At 75.6% G+C, this 25,361-nt stretch carries 23 protein-coding genes; 17 read left to right on the top strand and 6 right to left on the bottom strand.

Features of this window, described 5'->3' with window-relative positions; genetic code table 11:
- Window positions 1-33: 33 nt before the first annotated feature.
- Window positions 34-981 carry an LLM class flavin-dependent oxidoreductase gene (locus EKG83_RS30275; RefSeq protein ID WP_033430259.1) on the top strand — a complete coding sequence of 316 codons (948 nt, stop codon included), beginning with the start codon at window positions 34-36 and terminating at the stop codon, window positions 979-981.
- On the opposite strand, the gene EKG83_RS30270 is transcribed toward EKG83_RS30275, so the two are convergent.
- On the bottom strand, window positions 932-2,119 hold the full coding sequence (locus EKG83_RS30270; protein ID WP_051765448.1) for an MFS transporter: 1,188 nt from the start codon (window positions 2,117-2,119) through the stop codon (window positions 932-934). The genes EKG83_RS30275 and EKG83_RS30270 overlap by 50 nt on opposite strands.
- Before the next feature lie 30 nt (window positions 2,120-2,149).
- Here EKG83_RS30270 and EKG83_RS30265 point away from each other — a divergent pair, with 30 nt between their 5' ends.
- The 5 genes from EKG83_RS30265 (at window position 2,150) to EKG83_RS30245 (ending at window position 6,693) form a co-directional block, all read left to right on the top strand.
- Window positions 2,150-3,190 carry a LacI family DNA-binding transcriptional regulator gene (locus tag EKG83_RS30265; protein WP_033430321.1) on the top strand — a complete coding sequence of 347 codons (1,041 nt, stop codon included), beginning with the start codon at window positions 2,150-2,152 and terminating at the stop codon, window positions 3,188-3,190.
- A 120-nt stretch (window positions 3,191-3,310) separates the two neighbouring features.
- The gene (locus tag EKG83_RS48475) at window positions 3,311-3,586 is read left to right on the top strand and encodes a hypothetical protein (protein ID WP_033430258.1); all 276 of its coding nucleotides are present in this window, start codon (window positions 3,311-3,313) and stop codon (window positions 3,584-3,586) included.
- The gene (locus EKG83_RS30255) at window positions 3,583-4,923 is read left to right on the top strand and encodes an FAD-binding oxidoreductase (protein ID WP_084716301.1); all 1,341 of its coding nucleotides are present in this window, start codon (window positions 3,583-3,585) and stop codon (window positions 4,921-4,923) included. The genes EKG83_RS48475 and EKG83_RS30255 overlap by 4 nt, the downstream gene beginning before the upstream one ends.
- 61 nt (window positions 4,924-4,984) lie before the next feature.
- Window positions 4,985-5,701, top strand: a complete 717-nt coding sequence (locus tag EKG83_RS30250) for an alpha/beta hydrolase (RefSeq protein ID WP_033430257.1) — start codon at window positions 4,985-4,987, stop codon at window positions 5,699-5,701.
- Window positions 5,698-6,693 carry a ketopantoate reductase family protein gene (locus EKG83_RS30245; RefSeq protein ID WP_051765446.1) on the top strand — a complete coding sequence of 332 codons (996 nt, stop codon included), beginning with the start codon at window positions 5,698-5,700 and terminating at the stop codon, window positions 6,691-6,693. The genes EKG83_RS30250 and EKG83_RS30245 overlap by 4 nt, the downstream gene beginning before the upstream one ends.
- A 259-nt stretch (window positions 6,694-6,952) precedes the next feature.
- Here the strand turns inward: EKG83_RS30245 and EKG83_RS30240 are convergent, their stop codons facing one another.
- The gene (locus EKG83_RS30240) at window positions 6,953-7,513 is read right to left on the bottom strand and encodes a flavin reductase family protein (RefSeq protein ID WP_084716296.1); all 561 of its coding nucleotides are present in this window, start codon (window positions 7,511-7,513) and stop codon (window positions 6,953-6,955) included.
- 183 nt (window positions 7,514-7,696) lie between these two features.
- Between EKG83_RS30240 and EKG83_RS30235 the strand changes: the two genes are divergently transcribed.
- From EKG83_RS30235 to EKG83_RS30225, 3 genes are all read left to right on the top strand, one after another.
- Window positions 7,697-8,596, top strand: a complete 900-nt coding sequence (locus tag EKG83_RS30235; protein WP_033430256.1) for a LysR family transcriptional regulator — start codon at window positions 7,697-7,699, stop codon at window positions 8,594-8,596.
- Between the two features lie 83 nt (window positions 8,597-8,679).
- Entirely contained in the window at window positions 8,680-9,897 is a 1,218-nt protein-coding gene (locus EKG83_RS30230; protein WP_033430255.1) for an LLM class flavin-dependent oxidoreductase, read from the top strand.
- A complete protein-coding gene (locus tag EKG83_RS30225) occupies window positions 9,894-11,063 on the top strand; it encodes an acyl-CoA dehydrogenase family protein (RefSeq protein WP_033430254.1) in 1,170 nt (389 codons plus the stop codon). The genes EKG83_RS30230 and EKG83_RS30225 overlap by 4 nt, the downstream gene beginning before the upstream one ends.
- Before the next feature lie 17 nt (window positions 11,064-11,080).
- Here the strand turns inward: EKG83_RS30225 and EKG83_RS30220 are convergent, their stop codons facing one another.
- Window positions 11,081-13,360, bottom strand: coding sequence for a molybdopterin-dependent oxidoreductase (locus tag EKG83_RS30220; protein WP_033430253.1), 2,280 nt, complete (start codon window positions 13,358-13,360; stop codon window positions 11,081-11,083).
- Between the two features lie 110 nt (window positions 13,361-13,470).
- Here EKG83_RS30220 and EKG83_RS30215 point away from each other — a divergent pair, with 110 nt between their 5' ends.
- The 4 genes from EKG83_RS30215 to EKG83_RS30200 are packed head-to-tail and all read left to right on the top strand — an operon-like array spanning window position 13,471 to window position 18,545.
- The gene (locus EKG83_RS30215; RefSeq protein ID WP_033430252.1) at window positions 13,471-15,105 is read left to right on the top strand and encodes an ABC transporter substrate-binding protein; all 1,635 of its coding nucleotides are present in this window, start codon (window positions 13,471-13,473) and stop codon (window positions 15,103-15,105) included.
- Between the two features lie 10 nt (window positions 15,106-15,115).
- A complete protein-coding gene (locus EKG83_RS30210; protein ID WP_033430251.1) occupies window positions 15,116-16,084 on the top strand; it encodes an ABC transporter permease in 969 nt (322 codons plus the stop codon).
- The gene (locus tag EKG83_RS30205) at window positions 16,081-16,920 is read left to right on the top strand and encodes an ABC transporter permease (RefSeq protein WP_033430250.1); all 840 of its coding nucleotides are present in this window, start codon (window positions 16,081-16,083) and stop codon (window positions 16,918-16,920) included. The genes EKG83_RS30210 and EKG83_RS30205 overlap by 4 nt, the downstream gene beginning before the upstream one ends.
- Complete coding sequence (locus EKG83_RS30200) at window positions 16,899-18,545, top strand: dipeptide ABC transporter ATP-binding protein (RefSeq protein WP_033430249.1); 1,647 nt, start codon at window positions 16,899-16,901, stop codon at window positions 18,543-18,545. The genes EKG83_RS30205 and EKG83_RS30200 overlap by 22 nt, the downstream gene beginning before the upstream one ends.
- A gap of 317 nt (window positions 18,546-18,862) precedes the next feature.
- Here EKG83_RS30200 and EKG83_RS30195 read toward each other — a convergent pair whose 3' ends face one another.
- Window positions 18,863-19,342, bottom strand: a complete 480-nt coding sequence (locus EKG83_RS30195; protein WP_051765444.1) for a GNAT family N-acetyltransferase — start codon at window positions 19,340-19,342, stop codon at window positions 18,863-18,865.
- On the bottom strand, window positions 19,339-20,469 hold the full coding sequence (locus EKG83_RS30190) for an LLM class flavin-dependent oxidoreductase (protein ID WP_033430248.1): 1,131 nt from the start codon (window positions 20,467-20,469) through the stop codon (window positions 19,339-19,341). Before EKG83_RS30190 ends, EKG83_RS30195 begins: the two co-directional genes overlap by 4 nt.
- Window positions 20,470-20,796: 327 nt before the next feature.
- Here EKG83_RS30190 and EKG83_RS30185 point away from each other — a divergent pair, with 327 nt between their 5' ends.
- Window positions 20,797-22,647 (top strand): FAD/NAD(P)-binding protein, encoded by a 1,851-nt coding sequence (locus tag EKG83_RS30185; protein ID WP_033430247.1) that lies wholly within the window; start codon window positions 20,797-20,799, stop codon window positions 22,645-22,647.
- A gap of 52 nt (window positions 22,648-22,699) precedes the next feature.
- Window positions 22,700-22,894, top strand: a complete 195-nt coding sequence (locus EKG83_RS30180; RefSeq protein WP_033430246.1) for a hypothetical protein — start codon at window positions 22,700-22,702, stop codon at window positions 22,892-22,894.
- On the opposite strand, the gene EKG83_RS30175 is transcribed toward EKG83_RS30180, so the two are convergent.
- Window positions 22,884-23,756, bottom strand: a complete 873-nt coding sequence (locus tag EKG83_RS30175) for a LysR family transcriptional regulator (protein ID WP_033430245.1) — start codon at window positions 23,754-23,756, stop codon at window positions 22,884-22,886. The genes EKG83_RS30180 and EKG83_RS30175 overlap by 11 nt on opposite strands.
- Before the next feature lie 71 nt (window positions 23,757-23,827).
- Between EKG83_RS30175 and EKG83_RS30170 the strand changes: the two genes are divergently transcribed.
- Window positions 23,828-24,742 (top strand): EamA family transporter, encoded by a 915-nt coding sequence (locus tag EKG83_RS30170; protein WP_033430244.1) that lies wholly within the window; start codon window positions 23,828-23,830, stop codon window positions 24,740-24,742.
- A complete protein-coding gene (locus EKG83_RS30165; protein ID WP_033430243.1) occupies window positions 24,739-25,356 on the top strand; it encodes an NAD(P)-dependent oxidoreductase in 618 nt (205 codons plus the stop codon). The genes EKG83_RS30170 and EKG83_RS30165 overlap by 4 nt, the downstream gene beginning before the upstream one ends.
- Window positions 25,357-25,361: the final 5 nt, after the last annotated feature.

The raw sequence follows: 25,361 nt of genomic DNA, 5'->3' as shown, positions 1-25,361 counted from the left end.
TGATCAAGTCCGGACCAGTCGAGGGGAGCCGCCGTGTCCCGTGCCGGATCGATCGGGCTCGTGCTGCCCCGCGACCTCGACGGCGCGCGGGTGCTGCCGTACGCGCGCCGCGCCGACGAGCTGGGGTTCGACGAGCTGTGGGTGGTGGAGGACCTGGGCTTCGCCGGCGGCATCGCGCAGGCCGCGGCGGTGCTGGCGGCGACCGACCGGATCCGGGTGGGCATCGGGCTGCTGCCCGTGGGCGCGCGCAACGCGGCGTTCGCGGCCATGGAGGTCGCGACGCTGGCCCGGCTGTTCCCCGGCCGGGTGGACGTGGGCATCGGGCACGGCATGCCCGCGTGGATGCGGTCGGTCGGGGAGTGGCCGGACAGCCCGCTGGGGCTGCTGGAGGAGTACCTGCGCGCGGTGCGCGGCCTGCTGCGCGGCGAGGTGGTCGAGCGGGGGCGGCACGTCGCGCTCGACGGCGTCCGGCTGGAGCCCGCGTGCCTGCCGGGGCACGTGCCGCCGGTGCTGGCCGGGGTGCGCGGGCCGCGGTCGCTGGCGCTGTCCGGGCGGGAGGCCGACGGGACGGTGCTGGCCGAGCCGACCACCCCGGAGTACGTGCGCGCCGCGCTGGGGCGGATCGCCGCGCCCGGGCCGCACCGGCTGGTCGGCTACAACGCGGCCGCCGTCGACGAGGACCGGGCGGTGGCGGTCGAGGCGGTGCGGGACGGGCTGGCGTGGATCGGCGAGCCGGACTGGGCGCCGCACCTGGCCCCGCTGCCGTTCGCGGACGGGGTCGCGGCGCTGCGCCGGGAGTGCGGCAGCCGCGAGGAGTTCGCGCGCCGGCTGCCCGAGGAGTGGGTGCGGCGGCTCGCCCTGGCCGGCACGCCCGGGGACGTGCGGGCGCGGCTCGACGAGCTGTTCGCGGCGGGCCTGGACAGCGCCGTGCTCATCCCGGCCGCCGGGCAGGCGCCGGAGCGGCTGGCCGCCCTCCTCTGAAGGCGGCGGAGCGGCGGACGACGACGGCCGCGGCGAGACCGCCCGCCGCCGCGACGCCCAACGCCACGGGCAGGGCGCCGCGGTCGAGGCAGAGGCCGCCGACGACGGCGCCGAGCGCGATGCCGACCTGGAACGCGACGACGTAGACCGCGGACGCGAGGTCCTGCCGGGTCCGCGCGGCACGCAGGACCGCGGCTTGCAGCACCACGCCGATCGCGCCCGCCGGCGCGGCCCACAGCACGACCGCGGTCCCGGCGAGGGGCGCGCTCGGGCCGGCGACGAGCAGCGCGACCATGCACGCGGCGACGCCGCCGGTGGCGAACAGGGCGGTGGCCTGCGGCCGCCGGTCCACCAGGCGGCCGACCAGGACCAGGCCGACCAGGCCGGCCGCGCCGTGGGCGAACAGCAGGGCCGAGGTGGCCGACCCGGTGAGGTGCACGCGGTCGGCGATGATCGCGGTGATGTAGGTGAACGCGGCGAAGTGGCCCGTCACCACCAGGGCGGTGGCGAGGTTGACCGCGCCGAGGGAGCGGACCGCGCCCGGTTCCCGGGGTGCGGCGGGCTCCGCGGGCAGCGGGTCGACGGTGACCCGGATCAGCACCGCCGACAGCGCCGCGACCCCGGCCACGACCAGGGCGGTGGCCCGCCAGCCGAGCGCCGTGCCGAGCCACGAGCTGAGCGGGAGGCCGAGCAGGAAGGCGAGCGAGTTGCCCGCGAAGACCACGGCGGTGGCGCGCCCGGCCCGCTCCGGCCCGAGCAGCCGCGCGGCCACCGGCGCGACCACCGACCAGAACACCCCGTGGCCCGCGGCCGAGACCAGCCTGGCGGCCACCGCCACGCCGTAGCCGGGCGCCACCGCCAGCAGCAGGTTGGACACCGCCACCGCGGCCACCGTGACCAGGGCGGTCGTCCGGCGGTCGACGCGGGCGGTCGCGGCGACCAGCGGCACCACCGTGACCGCGACGACGACGGCGTACCCGGTCATCAGCAGGCCGACGGCCGGTTCCGGCACGCCCAGCCCGGCCGCGAGCTGCGGCAGCAGCGCGACCGGCAGGTTCTCCGAGGTCACCGAGGCGAAGCAGGCGGTGCTGAGCGCCCCGAGGGCGATCCCGGTCCGCGCGCGTGTCGTTGCGGGCATTGTGTAACGATACACAGATAGGCTGTGGCCATGTCCGGCGCCGGAGCACCGCGGATCACCATGGCGGAGGTGGCGCGCCGCTGCGGCGTCTCGCCGATGACCGTGTCCTACTGCTACAACCAGCCGGACCGGGTCGCGCCGGACACGCTGCGCCGGGTCCTGGCGGTCGCCGCCGACCTGGGCTACCGGGGGCCGGACCCGACCGCGCGGTCCCTGCGCCGCCGGCACAACGGCGCGATCGGCGTCGTGCTCGGCGAGCACCTGGCCTACGCCTTCGAGGACCCGCAGGCCCGCCGGTTCCTCACCGGCGTGGCCGAGGTCTGCCGCGAGCGCGGCAGCGGGCTCAACCTCATCCCGACCACCGGCGCGGACCAGGACGTCGACCGGGTGCGCTCGGCGTCGGTCGACGGCTACATCGTCTGGACCACCGTCGACACCGACCCGGTGCTGGCCGTGGTGGGCGGGCTGGGCAAGCCCGTCGCGGTGCACGGCGGCCCGGCCGTCGCGGGCGCGCGGGTGGTCGGCATCGACAACCGGGCCTCCGCCCGCGAGCTGGCCGCGCGCACCTTCCCCGGCGCCCGGCGGCCGGCCGTGCTGAGCTTCCCCTTCGACCGCGACCGCAGGCCGCGGCTGGAGGTCGGCCCGGACCCCGGCCGGGTGGCGTTCCCGGTCACCCGCGACCGCCTGCTGGGCGTGCACGACCACTGCCGGGAGGCGGGCCGCGACCCGGACCGGCTGCCGGTGGCCGTCGTGGCCCGCAACGACCGCGCCGAGGCCGCCGCCGCGGTGGACGCGCTGTTCGACTCCTGCGACCCCGACGCGGTGGTGGCGATGAGCGACCAACTGGCCTTCGCGGTGCTGGACGCCGCCCGCCGCCGCGGCCTGGACGTGCCCGGCGACGTCGCGGTCTCCGGCTGGGACGACGGGCCGGACGCGGAGCGCGGAGGTCTCACCACGGTCACCCAGTCGCTGCACGACCAGGGGCGGAGCTGCGCCCTGGTCGCGCTCGGGGAGCGCGGGCCGGACCGGGCGGCCGACTGGGCCGTCACGGTGCGGGCCAGCACCAGGTGAGGCCGGCGACCCCGCCCCGGCGGCCGGTCCCGGGCCGGCGCGTCGGATCACGGTTGGCGATGGATACCCATCGGGAATCGCGAGCGGTGCGAAACCCCTGGCGCACATAGCATTCCGGGGGTGACCGCAACCACTTCCGCGGCGGGCCCGCACGACCGGATCGCCCACGTCCGCCTGCTCGACGTCCGGTGGCGGCCGGACATCCCGGACGGTCGTCCGGCCCACGCCGCGGGCCACGTCCCCGGCGCGCTGCGCGTGCGGCCCGGCGACGGGGTCGCGGTGTGCCGCGGCTCCGGCGTCACCACCGCGGCGCTGCGGATCGCGGCCCTCCACCCGGGCTCCTGGTCTCGGTGGTCGAGCCGGCCGGACCGCCCGGTCGCGACGGGCGCGCCGTGAGCCACGCCGGGCTGACCCGCGCCCTCAAGGCGTGGTCCACCGACCCCGCCGAACTGGCCCGGGTCTCGGTCGACCGCTCGGGCACCGTCCCCGACGGCCTCCCGGACCTGGTGGTCTTCGCCCGGGACGTGGACGACGTGCGGCGCACCGTCTCCTACGCCGCCGCCCGCGGCGTGCCGGTCGTGCCGAGGGGCGCGGGTTCCGGGGTGGCGGGCGGCGCGGTCGCGGGCGCCGGTGCCATCGTGCTCGACCTGTCCGGGCTGGACCGGATCGCGGAGATCCGCCCCGACGACGCGATCGCCGTGGTCGAGCCCGGTGTGGTCACCGCCGACCTCGACGCGGCGGCGGCCGCGCACGGGCTGCGTTACGCGCCCGACCCGGCCAGCGCGGCGTTCTCCACCATCGGCGGCAACATCGCCACCAACGCGGGCGGGCTGCGGTGCGTGAAGTACGGGGTGACCCGGGACGCCGTGCTGGCCGTCGACGCCGTGCTGGGCGACGGCACGCTGGTCCGCACCGGGCGCCGCACGGTCAAGGGCGTCACCGGGTACGACCTCACCGGCCTGCTCGTCGGCTCCGAGGGCACGCTCGGCGTGATCGTCGGCGCCACCCTGCGCCTGTCCCCGCTGCCCGCCGCGACCGCCACGGCCGGCGCGTTCTTCGCCACCGCCGAGGACGCCGTGGCGGCCGTGACCGCGCTGCAGCGCCGCGGGCTGCGGCCCTCCACCGCCGAACTGCTCGACCGGGCCACCCTCGTCGCCATCGACCAGGCGCAGGGCGGTGACCTGCACACCAGGGGGCAGGTCTTCCTGCTCCTGCAGACCGACGGCCACGGCGCCGAGGCCGAGCTGGCCGAGGCCGAACGCGTGCTGCGGCCCCTGGCCACCTCGGTCGAGACCACCACCGACCCGGTGGTCGCGGACCGGCTGGTCGCCACCCGGCGGGCCGCGTTGCCGGCCGTCGAGCGCCATGGCCGGGTGCTGATCGAGGACATCGCCGTGCCCCGGTCGCAGATCGCCGGGACGGTGGCCGCGGTCGAGCGGATCGCGGCCTCGACCGGGGTGCGGATCTTCGTGTTCGCGCACGTCGGCGACGGCAACCTGCACCCGATCGTGCTGGCGGGCAGCGCGCCGCCCGAGCAGGTCGACCTGGCCGTCGCGGCGGTCTTCGAGCACGCGCTGTCCGTGGGCGGCACGCTCACCGGCGAGCACGGTGTCGGCACGCTGAAACGGCCCTGGCTCGCCGCCGAGCTGGGTGACCCGGTGCTCGACCTGCACCGGCGGATCAAGGCGGTGTTCGACCCGGCCGGAATCCTCAACCCCGGCAAGGCTATCTAGTTATTCAGTCCGTTATGGACGTCCAAATGCGACTTTTCTCGACCTCACCCCGGAGTGCCGCATGACCGCCTCGTACGACAACCCACCCCACCTCGCCGCCCGCGGCACCCTCGTGGTGCTGCCCGGCCGCGGCGAGGACGCCGGCGTCTACGAGCGCCTGGGCCTGCGGCTGGCCTTCGACGCCTACCGCGTCCGCGTGCTCGACGACCCGACCCGCGACCCGGCCGCGGCCACCGCGACCGTCAAGGCGCTCCTGGCCGAGGCCGACGCCGCGCCGCGCGTACTGGTCGGTTCCGACACCGGCGCCCTGTTCGCCGCCCTGCTCGTCGCCGAGCGCGCGGTGGCCGCGGACGGCCTGGTCCTGGCCGGCCTGCCGGCCACGCAGACCACCGGGGACGCCCCCGACTGGGAGGCGGAGCTGGCCGCCCGCACCACCTGCCCCACCCACCGCGCCCGGCTCGCCGGCGACACCGGCTTCCGCCGCGGCGCGCTGTGGACCGCCCCGCCGCCGGACTGGGCCGACCGCGCGGACCCGGCGGCCCTCCCGCTGCCGGTGCTCGGCCTGCACGGCGCGGACGACCCGGTGGCCGCGCTGGACGACGTTCGCGCCTGGTTCGCCCGCCTGCCGCGCGGCGAGCTGGTCAGCCTCGCCGGCACCGCCCACGACGCGCTGAACAACCAGACCCACCGCACGGCCGCCGCGCTGGTCGTCCGCTTCCTGGAACGGCTCCGGCTCGGCGCCGACCTGCCCGTGCTCGACCGGGTGGAGCTGCCGTGACCCGCTACGTGGTGATCGGCGCGGGCGCGGTCGGCGCCACCACGGCCGCGCAGCTGCACCTGGCGGGCCGGGAGGTCGTGCTGGCGGCCAGGGGCGCCCACCTGGCCGCGCTGCGCGGGACCGGCCTGCGGTACGTCCGCCCGGACGGCACCACGACGCTGCGGCTGCCCGTGGTCGGCCGGCCCGACGAGGTGCGGTTGCGGCCGGACGACCTGCTCGTGCTGGCCACCAAGACCCAGGACGCCGACGCGGCGCTGGCGGCGTGGGCGTGGCAGCCCGTGGGCAGCGGGGTGGCGGCCACCGAGCTGCCGGTGCTGACCCTGCAGAACGGGCTCGACAGCGAGCGCAGCGCGCTGCGCCGCTTCGCCACCGTGTTCGGCGCGGTGACGTGGTCACCGGCCAGCCACGTGGTCCCCGGTGAGGTCGTCTCGCCCGCGGCGCCGATCGCCGAGGCGTTCTGGGCGGGCCGCTACCCGGCGGGCACCGACCCCCGGCTGGACGGCGTCGCGGCCGACTTCGCCGACGCCGGCCTGGCGCTGGAGGTCGTGCCCGACGTCGTCGCGTTCAAGGCGGGCAAGCTGATCGCCATCCTGCCCAACGCGCTGGACGCGCTGTACCCGCCGACCGCCCTGCGCGACCGGGCCGCCGAACTCCTGCGGGACGAGGCGAGGGACGTGTTCGCCGCGGCCGGCGTGCGCGTGGCCGACCTGCTGGGCGAGAGCACGCTGGACCTGTCCGGGCTGGTGCAGCGGCCCGTCCCCGGCCACGAGCGCGGTGGCGGGTCCACGTGGCAGAGCCTGGTCCGCGGCGGCACCGTGGAGTCGGACTTCCTCAACGGGGAGGTCGTCCTGCTGGCCCGGCTGCACGGCCGCGAGGCGCCCGCCAACGCCGCCGTGCTGACCAGGATCGGCCGGGCCGCGGCGGCGGGCGTGGCGGCCCGCTCCCTCGACGACGCCGACCTGCTGGCCACGCTGCCGCAGCTGGCGAGGTAGGTCGGGCGGGCCGGGACAGGCCGAGCGGGCTCGGCGGACCGGGGCGGGCTGGCCGGGGCGGGCGGACGAGGCCGGGCGCACGAGGCTGGGCGGAGCGGGCCGGCCGGACGAGGCTGGGCGCACGAGGCCGGGCGGAGCAGGCCGGGCGGACGAGGCCGGGCGGAGCAGGCCGGGCGGACCAAGCCGCGCGGAGCAGGCCGCGCGGACCAGGTCAGGCGGGGCGCCGGCGGGCCGGGCGCGGCGAGCCCGGCCCGCCGGGTCAAGCCGGCCGGTCGAACCCGAACCGGCTGCGGTGGAACACCAGGGGCAGCGAGTGCTCCACGTGGGCCGCCGAGTGGAGCCGGAGCAGGACGATGGTGTGGTCGCCCGCCTCGACGTGGTGGTGGATGGTGGTCTCGAACCAGGCCACGCCATCGGCGAGGGTGACCGCGCCGTTCTCGCCGACGGTGACGTCCAGCCCGGCGAAGCGGCCGTCCGCGGGACCCGCGAGCTGCCGGGCGACCGCGCCGTGGTGGTCGGCCAGGACGGTCACCCCCAGCTGGTCGGCGCGGCGCAGCTCGGGCCACGTCCGGGAGCTGTTGGCGATCGAGAAGGACACCAGCGGCGGGTCCAGCGACACCGAGGTGAACGAGCTGGCGGCCAGGCCGACCACCCGGTCGTCGACCCGCGCGGCGACCGCGACCACACCGCTGGGGAAGGCGCCGAAGGCCGCGCGCAGCCGCGCGGGGTCCAGGGACTGCCCGGTGGTGGTCGGGTGCTCGTCGAGCCTGGCGGCCGGGCGGTGCTCGTCGAGCCCGGGGGCGTCGGTGTGCCGGCTCATCTCGCGTTCCTCCCAGCCTCGGCTTCTCCGACCCACCTTCACCCGGGGAGCGCGGTGCGTCAAAGAGCCTTTCGCGATCACTTCCCATGGACGAGTGTGATGGGTTGGCAAGAGCGGCCGCCGACCTTCCCACATGCCGGTCAGGGGATCTCGGCACCCGCGCCCATCGGCTCTAATCGGCACATGACGAACTCGCTCGACCTCGAACACCTGCGCACGCTCGTCGCGATCGCCGAGTGCGGCGGGTTCGGCAAGGCCGCGGCGGTGCGCCACATCAGCCAGCCCGCGCTGAGCCAGCACGTCCGGCTGCTGGAACGCGGGCTCAAGCGCAAGCTCTTCGAGCGCGACGGCCGCAACATGCGCTTCACCCACGAGGGCGAGCGGGTGCTGGCCGAGGCGCGGCGGATCATCGAGGTCCACGACGCGTCGCTGCGCCGGCTGGAGGCCGAACCCGACCGGACCATCGTGGTCGGCTCCACCGAGCACAGCGCCGAGCAGATCCTGCCGGAGATGATCCGGGCGCTGCGGGCCGCGTTCCCCGACTGCGCCACCCGCTTCGAGATCGGCCGGTCCACCCAGCTCGCCGAGGCCGTGGACAAGGGCGCCGTCGACTTCGCGTTCGTGCTCGACCCCAGCGGCCGGGGCGCCGGGCACCTGGTCGGGCGGCTGCCGCTGGTCTGGTACGCCGCGCGCGGCTGGCGGCCCCGCGAGAACGGCGAGACGTGGCCGCTCATCGCGTTCGAGGAGCCGTGCGGCCTGCGCGAGCGGGCGCTGTCGCTGCTCACCGGCCAGGGGCGCCACGTCGAGGTCATCGCGCAGTCCACCACGCTGGAGGGCGTGCTGGCCGGGGTCCGCGCCGGCCTCGGCGTGGCGCTGCTGCCCAGCGCGGGCGGCCGCCCGCCGGGCCTGACCGCCTGCACCGACCTGCCCGACGCGGGCACGACCCACCTGCGCCTGGTGGCCCGCCGCGGCCTGTCGGCCGAGGTGGAGCGGACCGCGCTGTCGGCCGGGGTGGACTTCTTCGCCCAGCGGCCCCACCTCCAACTGGTCCCGCCCGCGGGCAACGCCGCCCGCGGCGCGTGACCGGGTCGATAACGCCGACCTATGGGTACCCATCGCGCAATTGACTTGGACGCCCGTCCCGGCACCGACCTACGTTTCGTCACGTGACCAGCGCACCGGCCTTCGACCAGCAGATCCCCGCGTCCGCCTCGCCGGAGGTGGAGTTCATCAGCCTGTCGCACCTGAACCCGTCGACGGAGCTGGACCCGGTCCCGACCCGGGGCATCGACCTGGAGTACTTCCGCACCTACGTCCGCTCGCTGGAGGAGGGCGGGTTCGACTACACGCTGCTCCCGTACGGCTCCACCACCGCGGACTCGTTCGTCGTCGCCTCGGCCGTCGGGCAGCTCACCGAGCGGATCAAGCCCATCGTCGCGCTCCGCCCCAACACGACCTTCCCGCTGGTCGGCGCCCAGAAGCTGGCGACGCTGGACCAGCTCACCGAGGGCCGGGCCGTGGTGCACCTCATCTCCGGCGGCAGCGACGCCGAGCAGGCCCGTCAGGGTGACTACCTGCCCAAGGACCGCCGCTACGCCCGCACCTCCGAGTACATCGACCTGCTGCGCCGGGCCTGGACCGAGCCCGCGCCGTTCAGCCACGAGGGCGAGTTCTACAAGTTCGACGACTTCGGCCCCGGCTTCGCGCCCCACGACAAGCCCATCCCCATCTCCATCGGCGGGCAGTCCGACGAGGCGTTCCGCGTCGGCGGCGAGAAGGCCGACATCTTCAGCTTCTGGGGCGAACCCCTGGACGACCTGCGCGCCGAGGTCGAGCGCGTCCACGGCATCGCCCGCGCCGCCGGCCGCACGACGCTGCCGCGCATCTGGGTGACGTTCCGGCCGATCATCGCCAAGACCGACGAGCTGGCCTGGCGCAAGGCGCACGAGTACGTCGCCCGGATCGCCGACACGTTCGGCAAGGCCGCCCACGGCGATCGGCGCGCCCGGCAGGGCGCGCCCCAGAACGTCGGCTCGCAGCGGGCGCTGTCGTTCGCGGAGAGGGCCGAGTTGTACGACCGGGCGCTGTGGACCCGCACCGCGGCCGTCACCAACGCGGCCGGCGCGTCGACGGCCCTGGTGGGTTCCCCGGAGACGGTGGCGGCGGCGATCCTGGACTACGTCGACCGCGGCGCGGACCTGGTCAGCATCCGGGGCTACGACACGCTCGCCGACGCCGTGGACTACGGCCGGTACGTGCTCCCGCTGGTGCGCCAGGAACTGGCCCACCGCAGGGCCACCGGCCGGCGCGGCACGCTCCAGGCCGAGCACCCGGGCAACTACGGCGAGGACTACCGGCGCTTCGCGACGGCGGGCCGGGCGTGACGGGCACCGCGCGGGCGCTGCCCGTCCCCGACCTCACCGACGACGCGCTGGCGGCGGTCACCGCCGAGGTGGCCGACACCGCGGCCGAGTACGACCGCAGCGGCGAGGTGCCGGTGCGCGGCCTGGCCGCCGCCCACCGGGCCGGCCTGCTCACCGCCACCGTCGGCGGGCGGTACGGCGGTCCGGGCGCGGGCCCGCGCGACACCGCGCGCATCCTCGCCGCGCTGGGCGAGGGCGACCCGTCCGTGGCGCTGATCGCGGCGAACACCCTGGCGGCGCACGCGTCCCAGGCCGCCCACCCGCACTGGCCGGAGGCGTTCTACGACGACCTGCTGGCGCGCTCGGCCGCCGGACCGGCGCCCGTCAACGCCATCCGGGCCGAACCGGAGCTGGGCGCCCCGGCCCGCGGCGGCCTGCCCAGGACGGCGGTCCGGCGCACCGCGTCCGGCTGGGTGCTCGACGGCCACAAGTCCTACGCCACCGGCGGCACGGCCCTGGCCTACCACGTGGTGTGGGCGGTCGTCGACGAGCCCGGTGTGCCGCGGGTCGGCCACGTGGTGGTGCCGGCGGACGCGCCCGGCATCACGTGGCTCGACACGTGGGACCACCTCGGGCTGCGCGCCTCGAACACCCACGACGTCGTCTACGAGGGGGTCGAGCTGCCGGCGGACGCGTTCGTCGAGATCCCCCGGGGTGAGGACGGCGTCTACCGCGACCCGGCGGCGGTGACCGGACCGGGCAGCTTCGGCCACCTGGCGCTCTACGTCGGGGTGGCCCGCGCGGCGCGGCGGGCGTTCGCCGAGTTCGCCCGCTCCCGGGTGCCCGCCGCGCTCGGCAGGCCCATCGCCACGACCGAGCGGATCCAGTCGGTGGCCGGGGAGGTCGACCTCCAGGTCGCCCAGGCCGAGACCCTGCTGCACGGTGCGCTGCTGCGCGTGGAGGCCGGGGACGGGGCGGTGGCGCCCCAGCTCCCGCTGGTGAAGGTGGCGATCGCGCGCGCGGTCGTGACGGCCGTGCAGACCGCCGTGGCGGCCCTGGGCAACCCGGCGCTGTCCCGGCACAACCCGCTGGAACGGCACCTGCGGGACGTGCTGTGCGTCCGCGTCCACCCGCCGCAGGAGGACGTCGCCCTGCTGGTCGGCGGGCGGCGCGTGCTCGGGGTCTGAGCCGGTCACCGCACCGGTCACCGCACCAGGACAGGCGGCTCGTAGGCGCGCACCGGTGGCACGGGCCCGTCGTACCTGCTGACCGCCACCAGCACGTGCGCACCGCTCGTGGCCTGCGTCAACGTCGACGTGGCCACGTCCCGGGTCAGCACGTTCACGTTGCCGTTGACGCAGTCCGCCACCTCGGGCGCACTCGGGTCGAACCAGGCCCCGGTGTGCATCCGCGCGACGCCGGGCAGCAGCGCGTCGGTGACGACCACCCCGGCGAGCAGGCTCCCCCGGGGACTGCGGACCAGCGCGACGTCACCGTCGACGAGTCCCCGGGCCGCCGCGTCGGAGGGGTGCAGGCGCAGCGGTTCGCGGCCGGCGACCTTGGTCGACCGGCTGGCCGCGCCCATGTCCAACTGGCTGTGCAGCCGGTGCGACGGCTGGTTGCACAGCAGGTGCAGGTCGTACTCCCCGCCCGCGCGCCACCACTGCGTCGGTTCCCGCCACCGCGCGTGCCCGGCCACGTCGGGCAGGTCGAAACCGGCCAGCCGCGCCGAGCACAGCTCGATCCGGCCGCTCGGCGTGCCCAGCGGGTTCGCCGCCGGGTCGGCGCGGAACGCGGTGAAGACCGGGTCGCGGTACGGCTCCCGGGGCAGCTCGACCCCGCCGTCGCGCCAGAACCGCGCGAACGGCGGCGCGGGCGGCGACCCGGGCGCGGCCCGCCAGTCCTCGTAGATCCGCTCCAGCCACTGCCGGGAGTCCAGCCCCTCGGCGAAGTCCGCGCCCAGCCGCTCGGCCAGCCGCGCGTAGATCCAGAACTCCTCGCGCGCCTCCCCGAAGGGCGGTACGGCCCGCGGCACGGCGCGCAGGCGGCTGTCGCCGGCACCGGCCGCCACGTCGTCGCGTTCCAGGGTGCTCGCCACGGGCAGGACCACGTCGGCGTGGCGGGCGGTCGGCGTCCAGTGGGTCTCGTTGACCACGAACGTGTCCAACGTGGACAGTGCTCGCCGCAGGCGGAGCAGGTCCTGGTGGTGGTGGAACGGGTTGCCCCCCGCCCAGTAGGCCAGCCTCACCCGCGGCAGCCGCAGCCGGCCGCCGTCGTAGGGGATCTCCGCGCCGGGGTGCAGCAGGAGGTCGCCGATGCGCGCGCACGGGATGAAGTCCGGCACGGGGTTGCGGCCCTGGGGGAACGTCGGCAGCGGCGGGCCGGCGATGCCCACGCCGTAGTCGCCCATCGAGCCGAAGCCGTGGGCGAAGCCGCCGCCGGGCAGGCCGACCTGCCCGAGGAACGCGGCCAGGGTGAGGCCCGCGAACACGGCCTGCTCGCCGTTCTCGCCGCGTTGCAGGGCGTAGACGACGTTGACCAGGGTGCGGCCGGCGGCCATGCGGTGCGCGAGGTCCCGGATCACCCCCGCGGGCGCGCGGCTGATCCGCGCGGCCCACTCGGGCGTCTTGGGCACCCCGTCGGTCTCGCCGAGCACGTACCGGCGGACCTCGTCGGCCCCGACGGCGTGGGTGGCCAGGAACGCGTCGTCGGCCAGGCCGTCGACGACCAGGACGTGGACCAGGGCGAGCATGACGGCGGTGTCCGTGCCGGGCATCACGCCCACCCACTCGGCGCCGGGGTCGGCGTCGTCGCGCTGGGCGGACAGGGACACGACCCGGGTGGTGCGGGCGGCGGCCCGGGCCAGGCCCGGGGTGACCTGGCGGGCGTGGCCGCCGGGCACCACCCACGTGTTGGAGCGGCGCACGCCGCCGAAGGTGACCAGCAGGTCGGTGTGCTCGGCGACGTCGGCCCAGGACGGCGGCCGGTACCGCAGGTCCAGGGCGGCGCGCGGGCCGATCAGGTGCGGCAGCAGCACCGCGCTCGCGCCCCGGCTGTAGTCGTTGACCGAACGCGTGTAGCCGCCGATCGAGTTGAGGAACCGGTGCAACTGGCCCTGCGCGTGGTGCAGCCGCCCGGCGCTGCCCCAGCCGTAGGAGCCGCCGAAGATCGCGCGGTTGCCGAACCCCGACCGCACCCGGTCCAGCTCGCGGGCGAGCAGGTCGAGCGCGGTGCCCCAGTCGACCTCCACGTACTCCTCGCCGACGTCGCCGCGCCGGGGGTCCGGGCCGGGCCCGCGCTCCAGCCAGCGGCGGCGCACCGCGGGCCGCGCGACCCGGGAGCGGTGGCGGTGGGCGTCGACGACGTTGCCGATCGCCGGCGCGGCGTCGGGGTCGTCGGCGTGCGGCCGGGCGGCGACCACGTCGCGGCCGTCGGCGGACACCTCGACCAGGTAGGTCCCCCAGTGGGAGCTGGTCTCCTGCACGGCACCGAGGCTAACCGCCGGCGCCCGGCCCGTTCATCAGACTCCTCGATGGGATTCGATCCCCAATTCGTCTTGGACCCCCCGGCGGACCCGCTTCTAGGTTTCCTGCCATGAAGACCTCCCGCGCCCCACGGATGATCGCCTGCCTCGCCGCCGTAGCCGCGCTCGCCGCGTGCGGGCCCGGCGCCGGGGCGAACGCGGGGGACGGGTCCGGCACGCCGAGGCAGGGCGGCGACGTCACGTTCCTGATCGACTCGCTCGGCGACACCTGGATACCCAACAACAGCGCCATCTCCAGCTTCCAGGGCCACATCTGGGGCCACGTCACCGACAAGCTCGTCTACGTCGACGAGAACGGGGAGGTCAGCCCCTGGATCGCGGAGAACTGGGAGCAGAACCCCGCCGCCACCGAGTTCACCCTCCGGCTGCGCAAGGGCGTCACCTTCTCCGACGGCACCCCGCTGGACGCCGCGGCGGTGCTGGCCAACCTCGACATCTGGGCCAAGGGCGACCCGGCCCGGGGCATCAACCCGATCGGGCTGTTCCCCAAGACCTACGACCACGCCGAGGTCGTGGACGCCGCCACGGTCAGGGTGTTCTTCACCGCGCCGACCCTGGGCTTCATCCCGACCCTGGGCTACCACGGCTCGATCCTGATCTCGCCGAAGACCATCGCGCTGCCCGCCCAGCAGCAGGCCGACCTGGCCAACGACATCGGCAGCGGCCCGTTCGTGGTGGCCTCCTGGAAGGAGGGCGACAGCGTCGTGCTCAGGAAGCGGCCCGACTACGACTGGGCGCCCGCCGCCCTCGGGCACCGGGGCCCGGCGCGGCTGGACACGATCACCTACAAGCTCGTGGCCGAACCGTCGGTGCGCACCGCCGCCGTCCAGTCCGGCCAGGCCGACGTCGCCTACAACCCGTCGCCGCAGGAGCTGGCGTCCTTCAAGGAGCAGGGCTTCACCACCGCGACGCCGCGCTACCTCGGCTTCGTCAACGGCTACGCGGTCAACACGAAGGTCGCGCCGTTCGACGACCTCAAGGTGCGGCAGGCGCTCCAGCACGGCATCGACCGGCAGGAGATCATCTCGACCGTCTACACCGACGGCTGGCTGCCCGCGCAGTCGCTGTTCCAGAGCAACGTCCCCGGCGCGACCGACCGCAGCGCCGACTTCGCGCACGACCCGGGCAGGGCCAACCGCCTGCTCGACGAGGCGGGCTGGGCCAAGGGGGCCGACGGCGTCCGCGCCAAGAACGGGCAGCAGCTCAAGCTGACCCTGTACGCCAACCCCTACCTGGCCACCTCCAAGGCGGTCGACGAACTGGTCGCCCAGCAGCTCGGCGAACTCGGCTTCAAGGTCGACATCCAGGCGTTCGACGTGGTCACCTACGGCGAGCGCGTCAAGGTCGGCAGCCCGAGCGTGGCCGCCTACGAGGTCACCAGGAGCTTCATCGACGCGGGCACCGTGGCCGGTGTCCTCACCGACGCCAACAAGGGCGAGAACTGGTTCGGCCTCGGCCAGGGCGACCCGAAGCTGGTCGAGCTGGCCGCCGGGGTGGCCCGCGCCCAGAGCGTCGAGGCGCGGGCGCCGCTGCTCGACGAGCTGCAGGGGTACGTGCTCCGGCAGGGCTACTTCGTCCCGCTCACGCAGATCGTCCAGCGCGTCTACCTGCAGTCGCCGAAGCTCCACGGCGTGACCTACAACGGCATCGCCTACGCCAACTACTACACCGCCTGGCTCGGCTGAGGGCGGCGCCGTGAACCGGGACTACGCGAAGTACGCGCTGCGGCGCGTCCTCCAGGCGGTCGTCGTCGTGCTGCTGGCGTACGTGTTCACCTTCGTGGTGATCAGCGTGCTGCCCGGCGACCCGGTGACCAACACGCTGCGCAACCCGCAGAACGGGTTCACCGAGGAGGAGATCACCCGGATCGTCGCCTACTACGGGCTCGACCGCCCGGTGCCCGAGCAGCTGTGGGCGTCGCTGTCCCGGTTCGCGGTGGGCGACTTCGGCGTCTCGCTCCGCTCGGGCCTGCCGGTGACGCGGCTGATCGGCGACGTGCTGGGCTCGACGGTCGTGCTGGCGCTGTCGGCGCTGGCGGTGGCCCTGGTGCTGGCGTTCGCGGTCGGGTTCGCGGTGCGGCACCAGCCCCGGCGGTTGGGCTTCCTGAGGTCGTTCCCGTCGCTGTTCCTGTCGGTGCCGAACTTCGTGATCGGCCTGGTGCTGATCAACGTCTTCGCCTTCCGGCTGGGCCTGTTCCGGGTGATCGACGCCGAGGGCGGCCTGGCTACGTTCTTCGCCGCGATCGCCCTGGGCATCCCGGTGTCGGCGCAGGTGGCCGAGGTGCTGATCGCCAACCTCGACCACGAGGCCGGCCAGGAGTACGCGGCGGTCGCCACGTCACGCGGCCTGGGCCGGACCCGGCTGTTCCTGCGGCACCTGCTCAAACCGGCGTCGCTGCCGGTGGTGACGGTCGTCGCGCTGACCGTCGGCGAGCTGCTGGGCGGCGCCCTGATCACCGAGCAGATCTTCGGGCGCACCGGCGTCGGCAGCCTCGTCCAGCGCTCGGTGACCACGCAGGACCTGCCGGTGCTCCAGGCGGTCGTGACGCTCGCGGCCGTGGTGTTCGTGGTGGTGAACCTGGCCGCCGACCTGGTCTACCCGCTGCTCGACCCGCGGGTGCGGCTCGGTGGCGCCAAGCCGCGGGCGGGGGTGGCCGCGCCGTGAGCGTGTCCGCGGTCTCCGCCACCCGGCCGCGGGCCCGCCGGTCCGCCGGCCGGGTCCGCCCCTCGGTGGTCGGCTCGTTCGCCGTGCTGGTGCTCGTGCTGGCCTGGTCGGTGGCGCCCGGCCTGTTCACCGGCCACGACCCGGCCAACGGCGTGCCGGCCGACAAGTTCCTCGCGCCGGGCACCGCCCACTGGTTCGGCACCGACCACCTGGGCCGCGACCTGTTCGCCCGGGTCGTGCACGGCACCGCCTCCTCGGTGACCGGCGCGCTGATCGCGGTGGGCATCGGCGTCGTGGTCGGCGGCCTGATCGGGCTCGTCTCGGGTTTCGCCGGCGGCTGGGCGGACGCCGTGCTGGCCCGGCTGGTCGACGTGCTCCTGGCGATCCCGCCGTTCCTGCTCGCCGTCGTGGTGGTCAGCTCGCTGGGCTTCCAGACGGTCAACGCCGCCGTGGCCACGGGCGTCTCGGCGGTCGGCGTGTTCGCCCGGGTGATGAGGTCGGAGGTGCTCAAGACCCGCCGCGCGCCCTTCGTCGAGGCCGCCTACCTCCAGGGCGGGTCGCGGTGGCACGTCCTGCTGCGGCACGTGCTGCCCAACGCCTCCCGCTCGGTGCTGACCCTGGCCGTGCTCCAGTTCGGGCTGTCGATCCTGGTGATCGCCGGGCTGGCGTTCCTGGGCTACGGCGACCCGCCGCCGGCGTCGGACTGGGGCCTGCTCATCTCGGTGGGCAAGGACTACCCGCTGGCGCCCTGGCTGGTCTACGCGCCCGCCCTCGTCACGATCGCGACCGTCCTCTCCGTGAACAGGATCAGCCGATGGCTCCGCAAGACCGACTGACCCCCGACCGCGTCGAGGCGCCCCCGGCCACCGGCGCGCTGCTGCGGGTGGCGGGCCTGTCCGTCGCGTACGGCGACCACCAGGTCGTGAACGACGTGGGCTTCGCCCTGCGGCGCGGCGAGGCCCTGGCGCTCATCGGCGAGTCCGGCTCGGGCAAGTCGACCATCGCCCGCTCGGTGCTGCGCCTGCTGCCGCGGGGCGTCGGCCGGGTCCGCGGGCTGGTGGAGTTCGACGGGCAGGACGTGCTGGCGCTGCCCGAGCGGCGGTTCCGCGCGCTGCGGGGCCGGCGCATCGGGTTCGTGCCGCAGGACCCGGGCAACTCGCTCAACCCGGTGCGCACGGTCGGCGCCCAGGCGCAGGAGGCCGCCGCCCTGCTGGGTGAGGGTGGTCGGGCCGAGCGCCGCGAGCTGGTGCTGGAGACGTTCGCCCAGGTGGGGTTGGACGACCCGCGCCGCGTCTACGACTCCTACCCGCACCAGCTCTCCGGCGGGATGCTCCAGCGCGTCCTGATCGGCCTGACCGTGCTGCCGCGGCCGGCGCTGATCGTGGCCGACGAGCCGACCTCGGCCCTCGACGCCACCATCCAGAAGCGCATCCTCGACCTGCTGACCCGGCTCCGCCACGACCTCGACATCGGCCTGCTGCTCATCACCCACGACCTGGCGATCGCCGCGGAGCGCGCGGACTCCCTGGTGGTGCTCAAGGACGGCGTCGTGCGGGAGGCCGGGCCCACGGCCGCGGTGTTCACCTCGCCCGCCTCGGCGTACACCCGCCGGCTGCACGCCGACGTGCCCGCGCTCAACCCCGACCGCTACCGGCACCTGCGCGACACCGGGCGACGGCCGGCCGGCGAGCCGCCCAGGATCGAGGTCCGGGGCGTCACCAAGGCGTTCACCGTCGAGGGCCGGTCGCTGACCGCGGTGGACGACGTGTCGTTCTCGGTGCCGGCGGGCACCACGCACGCGCTGGTGGGGGAGTCCGGTTCGGGCAAGACGACCACCATCCGCCTGCTGCTCGGCCTGGAGGAGCCCGACCGCGGCGACATCGAGGTGGCGGGCGAGCGGGTGACGGGCCGCTCGCACGCCTCGCTGCGCTCGGTCCGCAGGCACCTGCAACTGGTCTACCAGAACCCCTTCACCTCGCTGGACCCGACGTGGACGGTGCAGCGCCTGGTCGGGGAGGCGCTGGACCGCTACCGGGTCGGCACCCGCCGGGAGCGGGAGGAGCGCGTGCGCGAGGCCCTGGGCTCCGTCGGGCTGGGCGCGCACCTGCTCGCCCGCCGTCCCGCCGCCCTGTCCGGCGGCCAGCGGCAGCGGGTCGCCCTGGCCCGGGCCCTGGTGCTGCGCCCGGACGTGGTCGTGCTGGACGAGCCGACCTCGGCGCTCGACGTCAGCGTGCAGGCCGGCATCGTCGAGGTGCTGCTGTCGCTGCAGGCCGAGCTGGGGCTGACCTACGTGTTCGTCTCGCACGACCTGGCGCTGGTGCGGCAGGTCGCGCACACCGTCTCGGTCATGCACCGGGGTCGGGTCGTGGAGGGCGGGCCGGTCGGGGACGTCTTCGACCACCCGCGCGAGGACTACACGCGGGCGCTCGTCGAGTCGATCCCGGCCGTGACCGCGTCGTGACCGCGTCGTTCCGCCCGAAGCGGCGCCTTCGACACCCGCGTCTCGTTCGGCGACGACGGCCCAGCCGGGGCCTGCGGGACGGCGTCGAGCTGTTCCGGGCCGCCCGCGTTCGACCTGGCGCGCGACGTCCGCCTGCTCACCGACCCGGTCCGGGCGGGTGGCGGCCGACGAAGTCCGGGTCGCCCGCGGCCCGAACACCTGTGGGGCGGACCGGGGTCGGCGAAGTACCCCGGTCCGCCCACCGGGCGGGGATCACCCGTAGACGACCAGTGCGAGAACACTGGCCAGCATCAACCGGCACCGCGTGCGCATGGACTTCACCCCAGGTGCTTCTCGAACGGCAGGAGGCCGATGGTGAGCGGGTCGGCGGTCACGTCGAACAGCGGCGTGTAGCCGGTGGCCAGGTAGAGGCCGGCGGCCTCGGGCTGGCGCGGGCCGGTGGTCAGGTAGATGCGGCGGTAGCCGAAGGCGACGGCGTCGCGCTCCAGCTCGGCGACCACCAGGCGGGCCAGCCCGCGCCGCCGGTGCCGGGAGTCCGTCCAGATCCGCTTCAGCTCCGCGGTGCGCTCGTCGCGGCGCACGAACGCGCCGCCCGCCACCGGCTCGTCGCCCTCGAACAGCAGCACGAGCGTGCCGTCCGGCGGGGTGTAGGCGGCCGGGCCGTACGAGGTCAGCTCACCGCGGGCCTGCTCGCCGTAGCGCGAGACGTACTCCCGGGTCAGCTCCTCCTTCAACGGCGCGGTGGCCGGGTCCTCCCAGGCGACCCGGCGGACCACCGGGGTGGTGCCCGCGGTCACCGGTCGACCCCGACCGGGCGCCGGGACGCCGGGACGCGCGCGGCGCGCTCCCGGTCGCGCTTGGCGACCTCCTCGCGCACGATCGGGATCACATGGCGGCCGAAGTCGATGGTGTCGTCGAGCATGTCGTAGCCGCGGGCGGAGATGATGTCCACGCCCAGGTCGTAGTAGTCCAGCAGGGCCTGCGCGACGGTCTCGGGCGTGCCGACGAGGGCGTTGGAGTTGCCCGCGCCACCGGTGGCGGCGGCGGTGGGCGTCCACAGGGCGCGGTCGAAGCGCTCGCCGCGGTCGGCGATCTCCAGCAGCCGCTGGGAACCGGTGTTCTCCGGTTGGTGCCGCGGGGTCCCGTCCTTCCCGCCCGACCGGCGGGCGGTGATGGCGGCCACCGTGCGGTGGGCCTTCTCCCAGGCCAGTTCCTCGGTCGCGCCGAGGATCGGGCGGAACGCCACCTGGATGCGCGGGGTGTCCGACCGGCCCGCCTCCCGCGCGGCCCGCCGCACGGCCTCGATCTGCGCGGCCGTGTCGGCCAGCGGTTCGCCCCACAGGCAGTAGATGTCCGCCTCCGCGCCGCCCGCCCGGTAGGCGGCGGGGGAGGAGCCGCCGAACGACACCCGCGGCCGGGGCTGCTGCACGGGGAACACGTCGCTGACGAAGTCGGCGAACCGGTAGTGCTCGCCCTCGTGGTCGAACGGTTCCCGGGACGTCCACGCCCGCTTGACGATCCCGATGTACTCGCGGGTGCGCGAGTACCGGTCGTCCTTGCCCAGGTAGTCGCCTTCGCGCTGCTGCTCGTGGTCCGTGCCGCCGGTGATGAAGTGCACGGTCAGCCTGCCGTCGCTGATCCGGTCGAGCGTGGCGAAGGTCTTGGCGGCGAAGGTGGGGTAGGAGACGTTGGGCCGGTGCGCCAGCAGGATCTGGAGCCTGTCCAGCCTGGTGGCGACGTAGGCGGCGACCTGCGCGGGGTCGGGCGTGCCGGAGCCGTAGGCGAACAGCACCCGGTCCCAGCCGTGCTCCTCGTGCGCGCGGGCCAGCCGCAGCGTGTAGTCCTTGTCGAACGACGGCCCGCTGCGCGGGTGCGTCTCGGAGCCGTCGTGGGTGCCGCCGATCCCCAGGAACTCAACGGGCACGGTCGTACCTTCCGGGTGGTGGGTGCGGGGGAACCGGGACGCCGACGGCGTTGAGGGAGACGCGCGGGGGCGGCCGGCCGGGGCTCGTTCAGCCCGAACAGGAGGAGGACCACACCCGACCGAAGTCGATGTGGCCGCGGATGACCAACCGCACCGGTTCCACGGCTCCAGTGCAGCAGCGGCGCCGGCGATCGTCAACGCGGGTTCGACGGGCGTCCAAATACCGGACTCCCTTGACGCGCCGGGCCCGCGCCCGCCTACGATGCCCGCGCGGCGTTGAGGGACGCGGCACGTCCGAACGATCCCTCACGCCCCGGAGCGGTTGACATGAGCGCCCACCACCGTCACGACCCGCGCATCGTCCTGGTGGGCGCCGGGCCGCGGGCGTCGAGCATCCTGGAGCGCCTCGGCGCGAACGCCCCGGAGCTGTTCGGCGGACCGGTGCGGGTGGACCTGGTCGACCCGTTCCCCGCCGGTGCCGGGCGGGTGTGGCGCCACGACCAGTCGCCGCTGCTGCGGATGAACTCGATGGCCGAGGACGTCACCATGTTCACCGACCCGTCGGTGGCGTGCGAGGGCCCGATCCGCCCCGGGCCGTCGCTGGCCGAGTGGGCGCGCGACCCGGCGGGCGTGGACCTGGAGCCGTCGGTGCGGGCCGAGCTGGCGCGGATGGTGCCCACGTCGTTCCCGAGCAGGCGGGTGCAGAGCGCCTACCTGAGGTGGTTCCACGAGCAGGCGGTGTCGTGGCTGCCCGAGGGCAGCTCGGTGTTCACCCACCCGACCAAGGTCGTGCGGATCACCGGGTCCGCCCGCGGCCGCCAGCGGGTCTGGCTGGCCCGCCGCGCGGAACCGCTGGTGGCCGACGTGGTGGTGCTCGTGCTGGGGCACCTGGACACCGCGGCCGAGCCCGAGCACGAGGAGCTGGCCCGGTACGCGGCCGCGCACGGCCTGACCTACCTGCCGCCGGACTACACGGCCGACACCGACCTGTCCGCCGTGCCGGCCGGCGAGGACGTCGTGGTGCGCGGCATGGGGTTGGCGTTCATCGACCTGGCGGTGCTGCTGGGCGAGGGCCGCGGCGGGCGGTTCACCCGGGTGGACGGCACCCTGCGCTACCTGCCGTCCGGCCGCGAACCACGCCTGCACGTCGGGTCCCGCCGGGGGACGCCGCACCACTCCAAGACCGGCTACCGCCTGCGCGGCGCGCCACCCGAGCCGCCGCGGTTCTTCGTCGCCGCCGACCTGCTGGCCCGCCCGGGCCCGGTGGACTTCCGCGGGGACGCCTGGCCGCTGATGGCGAAGGACGTCGCGTACGGCCACTACCGCGAGCTGTTCACCGGGCACCCGTCGCGCGTGCGGCTGCCGTGGGAGGAGTTCTCCGCGCGGTTCGCCGAACTCGACTGGTACAGCGCGGAGATGCGCGACCTGGAACGCGAAGCCGTGCCGGCGGACGAGGACCGCATCGACTTCGAGCGGCTGGACCGCCCGCTGCGCGGCCTGACGTTCGCCTCGTCCGACGACTTCCAGGAGTTCCTGCTGGACCACGTCACCGCGGACGTGGCCCGCCGGTCCGACCAGGGGTACAGCGCCGACCTGGGCGCGTTCCTGGCGCTGCTGGGCGTCTACGGCCAGTTCGCGGCCCTGTCCGCGTCCGGTCGCCTGACCGGCGACACCGGCTGGTGGCCCGACTTCTTCAACTCCCTCGCCAGCGGGCCGCCCCCGGACCGGCTGGAGGAGCTGGTGGCCCTGGCCCGCGCCGGCGTGGTGCGGTTCCTGGGCGCCGACGCGTGGGTGCGCGCCGAGGGCGGTGCGTTCCTGGCCGGCAGCCCCGGCGTGCCCTCGCACGTGGTCCGCGCGACCGGCCTGATCGAGGCCCGCCTGCCGGTGCACGCGCTGTCCCGCACCGCGGACCCGCTGCTCCGGTCGCTGGCGGCGTCCGGTGACGTGACCGAGGTGGACGGCATGGTGCTGGTCGACCCGGTGGACAGCCGGATCGTGGACGCCACCGGGGCGCCGCACGCGCGGCGGTTCGCCGTGGGGCCGTACACGACGAACAAGGCCCACGCGGCTTTCGCGCGGCCCAACACGAACGCGCCCAACTTCCGGCAGAGCGACGCGGTGGCGCGCGCGGTGCTGCGGTTCCTGGCCGAGTCGGTGGCCGACGAGTCGGTGGCCTGACCGGTGGTGCGCCCGGAAGCGCGACAGCCCACCGGGTCGCGGGCACGGCGGGGTGTCCCGGAAGAAAACGATCACCCTGCTGTCCGTCGGGCACGCCTGCGTGGAGGTCCACCAGGGCTCGGGCGCCGCGCTCGTGCCGCTGTTCGTGGCCGAGCACGCTTACGGCTACGCGGGCGCCTCGGGCGTGGTGCCACCCACCACCCCGAGTCCGCGCCGGCCGCCCGAACCCGTCGGCGCTACCGGGTGATGCCCAGGACGTCGAGGAACGCGGTCGCGGCCGGGGTGGGGCCCGACGCGCTCCAGGTGACGTGCTCGACGCGGGCCGCCGCGTCGGCGACCTCGACGGTGACCACGCCGGTGAGCTGGGGCGCGTAGGCGGCGGGGAGCATGGCGACGCCCAGGCCCTGCTCGACGAGCCTGCCGATGAAGTCCGCGGTGGTGACCTCGAAGGCGACGTCGCGGACGAGCCCGGCGGCGGCGAAGGCCAGGTCGGACTGGGCGCGGCCGGCGGTGCCGGCCGGGAGGTCGACGAACACCTCGCCGGCCAGCCGGCGGAGGGTGACCGACGGTTCGCCCGCCAGCGGGTGGTCCGGCGCGACCACGGCGAGGAGCCGGTCGCGGAGCAGTTCGCAGGAGGCGACGCCGTCGAGCCGCGCGGTGGTGGGCAGCCCGAGGAAGGCCACGTCCAGGGTCCCCTCCTTGACCTGCGCCACCAGGTCGTCGCTGCCGCCCACGCGCAGGCTGATGCGCACGTGCGGGTACCGGCCGCGGAACTCGCGCAGCGCCCGCGGGAGGTCGACCGCGGTGACGGTGGGGATGGTGCCCAGGGCCAGCCGCCCGCGCACCTCGCCGACCGCGGCGGCGACCTCGGCGGCCGCGCGCTCGGCGGCGTCCAGGCACTGGCGGGCGGCGGGCAGGAACGCCGCGCCGGCCGGCGTCAGCCGCACCCGGCGGCTGGTGCGCTCGAACAGCCGCGCGCCCAGCTCCCGCTCCAGGCGGGCGATCTGGTGGCTCAGGGCGGACTGGACGACCAGGCACCGCTCGGCGGCCCGGGTGAAGCTGTTCGTCTCGGCCACGGCGACGACGTAGCGCAGCTGCTGGAGTTCCACCCGAACGATGATCCACTCAGATTGATGAGGTGACAAACATGCATTGGACTCATTGATCGTTCGCGGGTGGGATGGACACCGTGACAAGTCCGGTTCTTCCTCGCGGGAACCTGCCCCGCACCGCCCTGACCGCGATCGCCCCGCTGACGTGGGGCACGACCTACGTCGTCACCACCGAGCTCCTCCCGCCGGGGCACCCGCTGTTCGGCGGCCTGCTGCGGGCGCTGCCCGCCGGTCTCATCGCCCTGGCGGTGACCCGGACGCTGCCGCGCGGCGCGTGGTGGGGCAAGGCCGCCGTGCTCGGCGTGCTGAACATCGGGTTGTTCCTCCCGCTGCTGTTCGTCGCGGCCGAACGCCTCCCGGGTGGCGTGGCCGCGACCCTGGGCGCGGCCCAGCCGCTGGTCGTCGCGGTGCTGGCGGTGGCGGTCCTCCGCGACTCCTTCTCCGCCTGGCGCTTCCTGTGGGGCGGGGTCGGCGTCGTCGGCGTCGGCCTGGTGGTGATCGGGCCGGACGCGGCGCTCGACGGCGCCGGGATCGCGGCGGGCCTGGCGGGCGCGGCGTCGATGGCGCTCGGGGTGACGCTCACCAAGCGCTGGGGCAGGCCCGCCGGGGTGGGCCCCACGGCGTTCGCCGGGTGGCAGCTCGCCGCCGGCGGCGCGTTCCTGGTGCCCGTCACGTTCCTGGTCGAGGGCGCACCGCCCGCGATCGACGCGCCCGCCGCGCTGGGCTACCTCTGGCTCGGCCTGGTCGGCGGGCTGTTCGCCTACGTGCTGTGGTTCCGCGGCCTGACCTCGCTGCCGGTCACCTCGGTGGCGGTCCTCGGCCTGCTCTCGCCGCTGGTCGCCGCCGTGCTCGGCGCGGTCCTGCTCGGCCAGGCGCTCGGCACCGTCCAGCTCGTGGGGTTCGGGCTCTCGCTCGCCGCGATCGTCGCGGGGCAGCTGCCCGCACCCACCCGTTCCACCGCACCGGAGAGGACGTCCCGATGAGGATCATCGTCGTGGGAGCCGCGGGCATGGTCGGCTCGCGCGTCGTGGGCGAGGCCGCGGGCCGGGGCCACGACGTGGTCGCGGTGCACCGGAAGGCGCCGCCCGGGGGAACCGCGGTGGAGGGCGACGCGCTCGACGTCGACCGGATGGGCGCGATCTTCGCCGGTGCCGACGCGGTGGTGGCCGCGACCCGCCCCGCGCCGGGGCACGAGCACACCGCCGTCCCGACCACGACGGCGCTGCTCGACGCGGCCGCGGCGGCCGGGACGCGCGTCCTCGTCGTCGGCGGCGCCGCACCGCTGCGCGTACCGGGGCACCCCGACCTGCTCGTGCTCGACAGCCCCCGGTACGTGCCCGCGCGGTACCGCGCGATCGCCGCCGCCAGCGCCGCGCAGCTGGAGGCGTGCCGGGCGCACCCGGCCGACTGGGTCTACCTCAGCCCGCCCGCGCTGCTGGAACCCGGGCGCCGCACGGGGGAGTACCGGCGCGGCACCACCGCGCTCCTGGTCCGCCCGGACGGCACGTCCCTGATCTCGGCCGAGGACCTGGCGGTGGCCGTGGTCGACGAGCTGGAGAAGCCGGGTGACGACGATCACTTCACCGTCGGCTACTGAGGCGG

This window comes from Saccharothrix syringae (assembly GCF_009498035.1).
In the GTDB taxonomy this organism is placed as follows: Bacteria; Actinomycetota; Actinomycetes; order Mycobacteriales; family Pseudonocardiaceae; genus Actinosynnema; species Actinosynnema syringae.
The sequence above is the reverse complement of the archived record's forward strand: the minus strand, read 5'-3'. Positions and strand labels throughout refer to the sequence as shown.